The organism is Pseudomonas sp. N-137, assembly GCF_034555295.1.
In the GTDB taxonomy this organism is placed as follows: domain Bacteria; phylum Pseudomonadota; class Gammaproteobacteria; order Pseudomonadales; family Pseudomonadaceae; genus Aquipseudomonas; species Aquipseudomonas rhizophila.
Window position 1 is genome coordinate 1 of the sequence record NZ_JAXUDQ010000033.1, and the last position, 10,793, is coordinate 10,793.

Sequence of the window (10,793 nt, forward strand, 5' to 3'; positions counted from 1 at the left end):
ATGGCCTCCGAAAACAAAACACCCTGCGAAAGCGTAGCCCTCGCAGGGTGTGGGGGTGACCATCTCATTAATGCCCGGAACTCGGTTCCGGGCATTTTTTGTTTTCAGTACAGCGCACTCAGAACGTCACGCTGGCACTCAGGCGGGCGGTACGCGGTTCGCCGACATTGACCTGCAATTGGCTGCCGGTGGAAGACGGGTAGTAATGTTTATCGAACAGGTTGTCCACGTTCAACTGCAACGAGGTCTTGTGCCCCAATACCGGTGACTCCCAGCGCAGGAAGGCATCGGCCACGGTGTAGCTGCTGAGCCAGAAATCGTTGGCGTTGTTGGCGGCGCGCTCGCCGACGTAACGGGCACCGGCGCCGGCGTGCCAGGCGCCGAATTCGGCAGGCACGTTCAGGTGGTGGGTCAGGTACAGGCTGGCGGTGTGCTTGGGTGCGTTGGCCAGGCGGTGGCCTTCGTCATCCGGATCGTCGAGGATTTCCGTGTGGGTGTAGGCGTAGGTGCCGATCAGATCCCAACGCTCGGCCAGACGACCGGTGACGTCGAGTTCCAGACCTTGGGAGCCGACTTTGCCGGCGGCTTCTGCCAACGTGACGCCATTGACCGTGGAGGACGTTACGACGTTCTTCTTCACGATGTCATACAGCGCAAGGTTGATGTTCAGGCCCGGTAGCGGGTCGTATTTGGCGCCGATTTCATAACTGCGGCCCTCCTCTGGATCGAAGGTGTTGCCGGCATCGTCCACGTCATCGTTGGGTTTGAAGGAGCGACTGTAGTTGCCATACAGCGACAGGTTGTCGGTGGCTTTGTAGACCAGCCCCAGGAACGGTACAAAAGCGTCGCCGTTGTCATCGCGGTTGACCACATAACGGCTGCCCAAACCTTGGTCGCTGTATTGATCGTAATGCTGGTAGCGGCCACCCAAGACTAGAATCCAGTGGTCGTCGAGGTGCCAGTTGTCCTTGAGATAAACGGAGCTGGAGGTCAACTGGTTACTCAGGTCGCTTTGGGGAGCACTGATCTGGCTTGGCTCTGGCAGGTTGCCGTAGATCGGCGAAGTGATGTCGAAACCACCCTGAGCAGTATTGCGGTAGGTCTTGCCACGAAATTGGTCAGACACTTGATTGTCAGCCCCAACCAGCAGGTCATGACGCTGACCAAACAATTGCTGCCTGCCGATGAAATCCCAGCTGGCGTAGCGGGTTTCATCGTCATAGTGAGCACCGTTGGCGGCACGGCGCAAATTATTACCCGTCAGCGAATTGGGCTGCGCAATCGAAAGACTATACCGATCATTGTTCCAACCATAGGTCACGCGGGTCTTCCACGCTTCACTCAGCTCATACTCAAACCGCGCTGTCGCCGTTTCGCGAATCCCCACGCTTTTGGCCCAAGGCTCATCAAGGCGCTTGTTGTAGTCAATGTCGGCCGGATGCCCGTCGGTGAATACGGTGCCGCGGTCGAAGGGATTGGAATATTCGTTGTACTCATAACTGAGGTTCAACGAGGCCCGCTCACCCGTCCAGGTCAGGGACGGCGCCACCAGCGTGCTCTCGTTGACGCCATAGTTGCGCCAATAATCCTCATGCCCACGCTCGGCGATCAACCGATACGCCAGGCCGGTATCGCCCAACGGCCCGGTGGTATCCAGGGCCATGGTGCCGCCACCTTCGCTGTAGGCCGAGCCGCTCAGTGTGGTGCTCTGGGTGTATTCGGGTTTCTTGCTGATGATGTTGACCAGGCCGCCGGGCTCCAGCGCGCCGTATAACATCGAGGCCGGGCCCTTGAGCACTTCGACCCGCTCGGTGGTGGCGCTGAAGTTACGTCCCAGGTTCGAACGCACACCATCGCGCAGGATCGAGCCGTCATCGTTGGTGCCGAAACCGCGCTTGACCAGCGAATCCCGCGAACCGCCCAGGGTATTGCCCTGGCTGACGCCGCTGACAAATTTCATCGCATCGCCCAGCGAGCGCACCTGATAGTCCGCCAGGGTCTGCCGGGTCACCACGTTGATCGACTGCGCCTCTTCCTTGATCGGTACATCGCTTTTGCTCGCGGTGCTGGCTTGCGACGCCGTGTACCCTTCGTCCTGAGTGATGCGACTGCCCTGGATGTCCGTGGTTGGCAGTTCGAGAATGTCCTGCGCCCACAAAGGGCTTGCAATGAAACAGCAGGACAGCGTTGGCAACACGCGTTTAAAAAAGGCGTTGCGGGTAGCGAGAGGGGTGGAACGATTCAAGACGCAGCACTCACAGAGGGATGTTAATGAGAGAGAATATACTTTGAGAATGATTCCCAGTAAATATTTCTAACGCTTTCCCGCTTGACCCGCGCAAAAAAAAGACGCCGGATCACTCCGGCGCCTTTGTTCGTTTCCCACCCCTGTTATCAGGGCTTACCGCACATCAATGATCGATGGCCGCACCCGCCCCCCTTGGAACCCGGATATCTTCCACCAGGTGCTGAATGTGCTCCGGCGGCGGCGCGGTAAAGCGTGACACCACCACCGCGGCTACGAAGTTGAAGAGCATCCCCAGGGTGCCGATGCCTTCGGGCGATACGCCCAGCCACCAGTGCTCGGCAGTGTTCATCGCCGGATTGATGAATTTGAAGTAGACGATGTAGGTGAATGTAAACGTCAGCCCCACAATCATCCCGGCGATCGCGCCTTCGCGGTTCATGCGTTTGGAGAAGATCCCCATGACAATCACCGGGAAGAACGAGGACGCCGCCAGTCCAAAGGCGAACGCCACCACCTGGGCCACGAATGCCGGCGGGTAGATGCCGAACAACCCGGCGATCAGCACCGCCACGCCAGCGGCGATCCGGGCGGCCAGCAACTCTTGCTTTTCAGTGATCCTGGGCATGATGTTGCTTTTGAGCAGGTCATGGGAGACCGATGTGGAAATCACCAGCAGCAACCCCGCTGCCGTCGACAGCGCCGCCGCCAGGCCACCGGCGGCAATCAGGGCGATGACCCAGCCTGGCAACCCGGCAATCTCCGGGTTGGCCAGAACCATGATGTCGTTGTCGACATACAGTTCGTTGGCCACCGGTGAAACCTGGTTGCTCAGCAGCCGCTGCTCGTTCGCCCCGCGTTCACCCGTGAAGCTCGGCGCGCCGACCAGGGCTGCCCCCGGGCCATACTGGATGATGCCGTCGTTGTTCTTGTCCGCCCAGGCGATCAGCCCCGAATTTTCCCAGGTCTTGAACCAGGCTGGCGCGGTGGCGTAGCTGACGTTGGGGATCGAGGTCAGCAGATTGGTGCGCGCGAAAGCCGCCACGGCCGGCGCGGTGGTGTAGAGGACAGCGATGAACAGCAGTGCGTAACCTGCTGACTTGCGCGCATCACGCACTGTCGGGGTGGTGAAGAAACGCACGATCACATGAGGCAGGCCCGCAGTCCCGACCATCAGCGCCATGGTGATGAAAAACACGTCGGTGGTCGATTTGGTGCCGTCGGTATAGGCCGTGAAACCCAGCTCCGCACCCAGCCCGTTGAGCCGCTCGATCACACTCTGGCCGGAGCCGGTGACCTCGCTGATGAAGCCCAGTTGCGGGATCGGATTACCGGTGATCATGATCGAGATGTAGATCGCCGGCACCATGTAGGCAAAAATCATCACGCAGTACTGCGCCACCTGCGTGTAGGTGATGCCCTTCATGCCGCCCAGCACGGAATAGAAGAACACGATGGCCATACCGATCATCACGCCGGTATTGATATCCACTTCCAGGTAACGGGAGAACACGATGCCCACACCGCGCATCTGCCCTGCCACATACGTGAAGGAAATGAAGATCACGCAGATCACCGCCACCACCCGCGCCGTCTGCGAGTAGTAACGCGCGCCGACGAACTCCGGGACAGTGAACTTGCCGAACTTGCGCAGATACGGCGCCAGACACATCGCCAGCAGCACATAGCCGCCGGTCCAGCCCATCAGGTAGACCGAGCCGTCATAGCCGGCGAAGGCGATGATCCCGGCCATGGAGATGAACGAGGCGGCCGACATCCAGTCGGCCCCGGTGGCCATGCCGTTGAGTACCGGGTGCACCCCTTTGCTGGCGACGTAGTACTCGCTGGTGGAGCCGGCGCGCGTCCAGATGGCAATGGCGATATAGAGCGCAAAGGACGCACCGACGAACAGGTAGATCAGGGTTTGGGTATCCATGCTCGTCGGCCTCAGTCTTCGTGGACGTCATATTTGCGATCGAGCTGATTCATCTTCCAGACATAGAAGAAGATCTCGAGCACAAAGACATAGATGGACCCCTGCTGGGCAAACCAGAATCCCAGGGGCGTACCGAAGAAGCTGATGGTGTTGAGCTGGTCAACCAGCAAAATGCCAAAGCCGAACGACACCAAGAACCAGATTGCCAGCAATACCAGCATCCAGCGCAGGTTCTCCGTCCAGTAGGCACGCGCAGCCTGTTGCTTTTGAGTGGACATGGAAATCAACTCCCGTTGTTTTTATTGTTTTCCACTCAAACCGTAGCAGTCGCTGGGCAGAGCGCTAGTACGACTTTCGTCTACCTTCGCCACTCTGGATATTGACATCCGCGTTCCCTCACCTACTGGGACGGGTTAAAGATCGCGGAAACCGCCGCAGTGATATCAAATCGCCCATTTCCCTAAAGCTTTGCCGTGCGCGGTCGAATGTATGCAATCAAAGTGATTTTTTACCCGGGAGCAACGGATGCAGACGCTAAAGGCCTTGTACGAGTCTATCGAGATGCAGTTTTTCGATACGCTCACCAAAAAGCTGTCGAGCCTTTTCCTGCTGGTCGTGGTCAGTGGCTTGCTTTACTGGGTGGCAGTCAGTGCCCGCGCCGACATTGTGCTGCAGTTGCACACTGCGCAACTGGACCCTGCGCTGCTGGGGCAAGTCGAAGGCCGGCTCGACAGCCTCACCCATGCCCTGCTCTTCGGCGCGCTGCTGACGCTGTGCATGATCAGCTTCATGGTCTGGTACTTTCGCCACCTCATCGTGCGCCCCGTCACGGCCATGACCAAGGCGCTCGAGGAGATCGCCAGCGGCGAAGGCGACCTGTCCAAAGACCTGCCTCTGGTGACCCACGACGAAATCCGCGTGCTGGCCGACACTTGCAACCGCTTCCTGGCCAAGCAGCGGGAGATCATCAGTAATGTCCAGGCGCTGACCGTGCACATTGCGGTCGAATCGGCGCGTTCGTTGAAAAACATCAGCGACTCCAGCGACAGCGCTACTCACCAGGCCCGCTTCGCCAAGGAAGTGATGGACCAGAGCAACACCGCCGTAGGTCGCATCGAAGAAGTCTCGCGCCAGACTCAGGGCATTTCCAGCACCACTGCGCAGAACCTGAGCATGGCTCGCGACTCCTATGCAGAATTGCTGGAAGTGACGGGCAACATCAGTGAAATCTCCAGCAGCCTCAATGAATTCGCCACGCTGGTAGGCGCCCTGAACCAACGTTCTTCGAGCATCAAGTCCATCGTTGGGCTGATCCAGCAGATCTCTGCCCAAACCAACTTGCTGGCCCTCAACGCGGCCATCGAAGCCGCCCGGGCCGGTGAAAGCGGTCGGGGGTTTGCCGTGGTGGCCGATGAGGTGCGCACCTTGGCGCAGAATGTCAGCCGGGCTACCGACGACATCTCACGAAACATCGACGCCATGCTCGAAGAAGTCAGTTCCACACATGAACAGACCAACCAGATCAGCCACAGCGCCCGGGAAACCCAGAAAGTCGTGGAGCGTGCCTCGGGCCATTTCGAAAGCATGATCGGCGACTTCGAATCCACCAATGGCAAGTTGGCCGATATCGCGTCCCATATCCAGCTTTTCGCCGAATCCAACACGGGCATCAACGAACGGGTTACGCAGATCCATGCCGACAGCCAGTCGATTGACCAGCGCATGCAGCATTCGGCAACGGCTACCCGTGACTTGTCCGGTGTCGCTGAAAAGGTCCAGGCATTGTTGGGCCGGTTCGTGCTCGGCCATGGCAAGCTGGATGCCGCCATCACCCGGGCCAGCCAGTGCCGCGACGGCCTCCAGGTCCAATTGGAGGCGCTGCAGCAGGATGGCCTCAACCTGTTCGATCAGAACTACCAACTGATCCCCGGCACCGATCCCAAGCAATACATGACCAGCTACACCGAGCGTTTTGCCCAAGTCTGCCAGGAAGAATGCGACAAACTCACCCGCAGCACCCCGGGCGGCAAAGTCTCATTCATCGTCGACACCAAGGGTTATTGCCCAGTGAACAACAGCTGGGTTTCGAAACAACCGACCGGTGACCGCGCCGTCGACCTGCCGGTGTGCCGCAACAAGCGCATCTTCAACGACCCGATCGGCCTGCGCGCGGCGGGCAACACCCAACGCTTCCTGCTCCAGACCTACCTGCGCGATACCGGGGAAATCATGACCGAGATCGACGTACCGTTCTTCTTCGGCGGCCGCCATTGGGGCAACTTGCGGGTCGGGTTCGATGCGGCGGTGCTGCTGGCAGAGTGATTTCCAGGCACAACAGCGATATCAAGCCCGACAAATAACCTGCGCCAAGCCCTGAACGTGCAATACGACGGGGCTGGATGGTGGACACCACATAGCGCTCCGACGCACGGCACAGGGTGCCCAAACCTCGCTTTTACCTCCATGAAGACACCTGGCAAGTGCTGGTGACCGCCCCATGGCACGCCAGGGGCCAGTTGTAGAAGCCCCCCACCCTGACGCTGTTCGTCTATCCGCTGATCCCGCCGGCCTACAACGCCCCCCCCTTGTCTACAATCTTCAGGCCAAGGACTACGCGGCGCTCAACCTGATCGACGACAAGGGGGCGGTGAAGTTCTATGAACGACCAAACAGCATGTTTACCCCACAATCACTGGAACGTTCCGGTGCTCGCTAACAGGTACCGTCCCCTTGGCTTGGGCCGACGAAGTCGTGCGATGGCCAGACGCTTGCTGCTCGGGGGATTGCTGACCCTGGGCACCGCGCAGATTGCCTCGGCAGCGACATCGGCAGACCCGCTCAATCGCCCGGCGCCCAGTGTGGCGCAACCGCAACGTGCCTTGCTCAATGGCATCGTACGCGCCGGGCAACGCCTGGTAGCGGTTGGTGAACATGGGCTGGTGATCTGGTCCGACGATAACGGCAAGGCTTGGCATCAGGCCGCGGTCCCGGTGGATGTCAACCTGACCGCCGTGGCCTTCGTCGACAAAAACCATGGCTGGGCCATCGGCCATCAGGGTGTGGTGCTGTCCAGCGAGGACGGCGGCGAAAGCTGGCGCAAACGACTCGATGGTATCCAGGCCGCTGCGCTGACGTTGGCCCAGGCCGAACAGGAGGCCGCCTCGCTCGATGAAGCGGCCCGAGACGAATACCTGAATGCGGCCCAGCGCTTGGTGGACGACGGCCCGGACAAACCTCTCCTGGCCCTGATGTTCAACGGCCCGAATCGCGTCAGCGTGGTCGGCGCCTTCAATCTGGCGTTGCGCAGCAGAGATGGGGGCAGGACTTGGCGGGCCTTCTCCGGTCAAGTCGAGAACCCGGACGGCCTGCACCTCTACGCCTTGCAAACCCAGGGTCGGACACGGTTCATCGCCGGGGAACAAGGCCTGCTATTGGCGACAAGTCCAGGCGGCGGCTCCTTCAAACGCGTGGCCTCGCCCTGTGAGGGCAGCTACTTCGGCTTGCTGTCATTGGCGAGCGACCGGCTCCTGTTGTTCGGCCTGCAGGCAAACGTGTTCCGTTCCGACGACGGCGGGCAACAATGGCAACCCGTCACCATTGATGGCGCCAAGGCCAGCTTCAACGCGGGCCTGCAATTGAGCGATGGCAGCGTCGTGCTGCTCGATCAGGGAGGCCGGGTGTACACCAGCCGGGACCAGGGCCGCAGTTTCCGACCCGTCCCCTTCGGTTGGGGCGCACCGCTGACTGCTGTCGCCCAAGCCACTGACGGCAGCCTGGTGATCACCAGCCTGGCCGGCATCGTGACCCTGCCGGCGGAGAAACTCGCCGCGCCCCTATCGATCGCCCAGGAGTCTACGCCATGAAGACTACTCACGAAGAGGCTCCAGTGATCGCGGATCTGCGCCAGTTCGACACCCGCTCGGGCTCGCTGCTCGAACGCCTGCTGTTCAACCATCGTCCCTGGCTGATGTTGGCCTGCCTGCTGCTGACCGGGTTCTTTGTCTCGCAGTTGCCTCAGTTGACGCTCAATGTCAGCTTCCAGCGGCTGATTCCCCAGGATCATCCGTTCGTCATCAACTTCCAGGCCAACCAGGACAGCCTCGCCGGCCAGGGCAACGTAGTGCGCGTGGTGGTGGAAAATACCCAGGGCAGCATTCTCGACAAGAACTATCTCGAAACCCTGCAAAAGATCAGCGATGAGGTGTACCTGCTCCCCGGGGTCAACCGGCCCTATATGAAGTCGCTGTGGACCCCGACCCTGCGCTGGCAGGGCATCACCGAATCGGGCCTGGACGAGGGCCAGGTCATCGACTCGCACTACGATGGTTCGGCCGACAGCCTGGAACAACTGCGTCTGAACATCGAACGCTCGGGTGAAATCGGCAGCATCGTCGCCGGTGATTTCAAATCGAGCATGTTGCTGGTACCGCTGCTGGACATCGACACCGAAACCGGCGAACCGCTGAACTACGGGGTTTTCGGCGCCAAGCTTGAAGACATCCGCGCCAAGTACCAGAACGAGCACATTCGCCTGCACGTTGTCGGTTTTGCCAAGGTGGTGGGCGACCTGATCGAAGGACTCGCCCAAGTACTGACCTTTTTTGCCGTGGCCATCCTGATCGCCGGCCTGGTGATGTTCGCCTGCACCCGTTGCCTGCGCAGTACGTTGCTGGTGTTGTTTTGCTCATCGATCGCGGTGGTCTGGTGGCTTGGCAGCCTGCCGTTGCTCGGTTACGAACTGGCCCCCTACACCGTCCTGGTGCCTTTTTTGGTGTTCGCCATCGGCATGAGCCACGGAGCACAGACGATAAACGGCTATCGGCAAGACATCGGTCGTGGTACCCATCGCCTGATCGCCGCACGCTACACCTTGCGCCGCCTGTTCATGGTCGGGCTCATGGCATTGGCCTGCGATGCCGTCGGCTTCGCCGTGCTGCTATTGATCAAGATCGAGGTGATCCGCCAGTTGTCGCTGACCGCCAGCCTGGGTGTGGCATTCCTGATCGTCACCAACCTGATCCTGCTGCCTGTTCTGCTGAGCTACATCGGCGTCGGCCCCCAGGCCACGGCCCGCAGCCTGCGTAGCGAGCAAGCACAACGGGAGGAAAAGGTACACCCGCTGCTGTGGCGCTGGCTGGACCTGTTTACCCGACGCAAGGTGGCCGCACCGACCTTGCTCGTCGCCCTGGCCCTGGGCGTCGGCGGGCTCATGGTCAGCCTGCATCTGAAAATCGGCGATCTCGACCCCAGCGCCCCGGAACTGCGCACCGACTCGCGCTACAACCAGGACAACGCCTACATCACGTCCAACTATGGCAGCCGCAGCGACGTGTTCATCGTCATGGTCACCTCGGCGCCACAACAGTGCATGAACTACGCCCTGCTCGAACGCATCGACCGGCTCGAATGGCGCCTGCGCCAGCAGCCCGGCGTGGTCGCCACCGATTCATTTGCCGCGTTCGTCAAGGTCATGACCAGCCAGCTCACCGAAGGCAACCCCAAGTGGATCGGCCTGCTACCCAACCAGGCGGTGATCAATAACCTGGTCAAATACGCACCCCAAAGCCTGGTCAACCACAGCTGCGACCTGTCGATGCTCAGGATCTTCCTGCGCGACCACAAGGCCGAGACCTTGCAGGCGCTGGTCACAGAGATCCAGGCCTTTGCGGCAGCGAACGATCAAGGCGATGAACGCTTCCTGATGGCCGCCGGCAACGCCGGTCTCGAGGCCGCGACCAACAGCGTGGTGCAAAAGGCCAACCGTGAAGTGCTGCTGTGGGTGTATGGCGCGGTGATCCTGCTGTGCTTTTTGGTGTTCCGCTCCTGGCGCGCGGTGGCGTGCGCAATCCTGCCCTTGATGTTGACCTCGGTACTGGCGGAGGCGCTGATGGTCTGGCTGGACATCGGCGTAAAAGTCACCACGCTGCCGGTGATTGCCCTGGGTGTGGTCGTCGGCATCGACTACGCCCTGTATGTGCTGAGCATCCTGCAGTTGCACCTGCGCCGCGGTGAGTCACTGTCCATCGCCTACTACCGCTCGCTGCTGTTCACCGGCCGGGTCGTACTGCTGACCGGTGCGACGCTGGCCATCGGCGTCGCCACCTGGGTGTTCTCGCCCATCAAGTTCCAGGCCGACATGGGCATCCTGCTGGCCTTCATGTTCCTCTGGAACATGCTGGGTGCCCTGGTGCTGCTCCCGGCCCTCGCCAGTTTCCTGCTCAAGCCGGCGCCTGGCCAGAAGCCCTACCCCCTCCCCGTGACTGCACTCAGGAGAACGGCATATCAAACGACAGCCTCGACGACATAGTCGGGCACCTGCTCGGGTAAACGCGGGCCGGATGGTACGGCCCCAAGCGGGCACGCTCCCACAGGGGATCTGGGGTGTAGGCAAATTCTGAGATCCCCCACAAGGGGGATCGGTGGTGTATGCAAATCCCGAGGCCGCCCCAAAACAACTGTGGGAGCGAGCCTGCTCGCGATGGCGGTCGGTCAGTCAACATCATCGTAACTGACCCAACGCCTTCGCGAGCAAGCCCGCTCCCACAGGGTTACCTCATCAACCTGAAATCAGTTGATCAACAGCACTTGGGTCCCGCCTTGCCACCGTATCGG

The 10,793-nt window shown here is 60.5% G+C and carries 7 protein-coding genes; 4 read left to right on the forward strand and 3 right to left on the reverse strand.

The window, feature by feature from the left end:
• Window positions 1-118 precede the first annotated feature (118 nt).
• The 3 genes from T3A99_RS27765 to T3A99_RS27775 all read right to left on the reverse strand — a co-directional run bounded on the left by T3A99_RS27765 (window position 119) and on the right by T3A99_RS27775 (window position 4,459).
• Window positions 119-2,245, reverse strand: a complete 2,127-nt coding sequence (locus T3A99_RS27765; RefSeq protein ID WP_107322617.1) for a TonB-dependent siderophore receptor — start codon at window positions 2,243-2,245, stop codon at window positions 119-121.
• A 166-nt stretch (window positions 2,246-2,411) separates the two neighbouring features.
• Window positions 2,412-4,181: a sodium:solute symporter family protein gene (locus T3A99_RS27770; RefSeq protein ID WP_322835002.1), complete on the reverse strand. Its 1,770-nt coding sequence runs from the start codon at window positions 4,179-4,181 to the stop codon at window positions 2,412-2,414.
• 11 nt (window positions 4,182-4,192) lie between these two features.
• Window positions 4,193-4,459: a DUF4212 domain-containing protein gene (locus T3A99_RS27775; RefSeq protein WP_047230535.1), complete on the reverse strand. Its 267-nt coding sequence runs from the start codon at window positions 4,457-4,459 to the stop codon at window positions 4,193-4,195.
• A 247-nt stretch (window positions 4,460-4,706) separates the two neighbouring features.
• Here T3A99_RS27775 and T3A99_RS27780 point away from each other — a divergent pair, with 247 nt between their 5' ends.
• From T3A99_RS27780 to T3A99_RS27790, 4 genes are all read left to right on the forward strand, one after another.
• Window positions 4,707-6,503 carry a methyl-accepting chemotaxis protein gene (locus tag T3A99_RS27780; RefSeq protein WP_047230536.1) on the forward strand — a complete coding sequence of 599 codons (1,797 nt, stop codon included), beginning with the start codon at window positions 4,707-4,709 and terminating at the stop codon, window positions 6,501-6,503.
• A gap of 116 nt (window positions 6,504-6,619) precedes the next feature.
• A complete protein-coding gene (locus T3A99_RS28000; RefSeq protein ID WP_370695193.1) occupies window positions 6,620-6,703 on the forward strand; it encodes a hypothetical protein in 84 nt (27 codons plus the stop codon).
• 234 nt (window positions 6,704-6,937) lie between these two features.
• A complete protein-coding gene (locus tag T3A99_RS27785) occupies window positions 6,938-8,044 on the forward strand; it encodes a WD40/YVTN/BNR-like repeat-containing protein (RefSeq protein ID WP_322835003.1) in 1,107 nt (368 codons plus the stop codon).
• Window positions 8,041-10,488, forward strand: a complete 2,448-nt coding sequence (locus tag T3A99_RS27790; RefSeq protein ID WP_322835004.1) for an efflux RND transporter permease subunit — start codon at window positions 8,041-8,043, stop codon at window positions 10,486-10,488. The genes T3A99_RS27785 and T3A99_RS27790 overlap by 4 nt, the downstream gene beginning before the upstream one ends.
• Window positions 10,489-10,793 lie beyond the last annotated feature (305 nt).

Coding starts and splice junctions, on each gene's coding strand:
- T3A99_RS27775 (WP_047230535.1), bottom strand. CDS start 4,459: ATGTCCACTCAAAAGCAACAGGCTGCGCGTGCCTACTGGACGGAGAAC.
- T3A99_RS27770 (WP_322835002.1), bottom strand. CDS start 4,181: ATGGATACCCAAACCCTGATCTACCTGTTCGTCGGTGCGTCCTTTGCG.
- T3A99_RS27790 (WP_322835004.1), top strand. CDS start 8,041: ATGAAGACTACTCACGAAGAGGCTCCAGTGATCGCGGATCTGCGCCAG.
- T3A99_RS27780 (WP_047230536.1), top strand. CDS start 4,707: ATGCAGACGCTAAAGGCCTTGTACGAGTCTATCGAGATGCAGTTTTTC.
- T3A99_RS27785 (WP_322835003.1), top strand. CDS start 6,938: ATGGCCAGACGCTTGCTGCTCGGGGGATTGCTGACCCTGGGCACCGCG.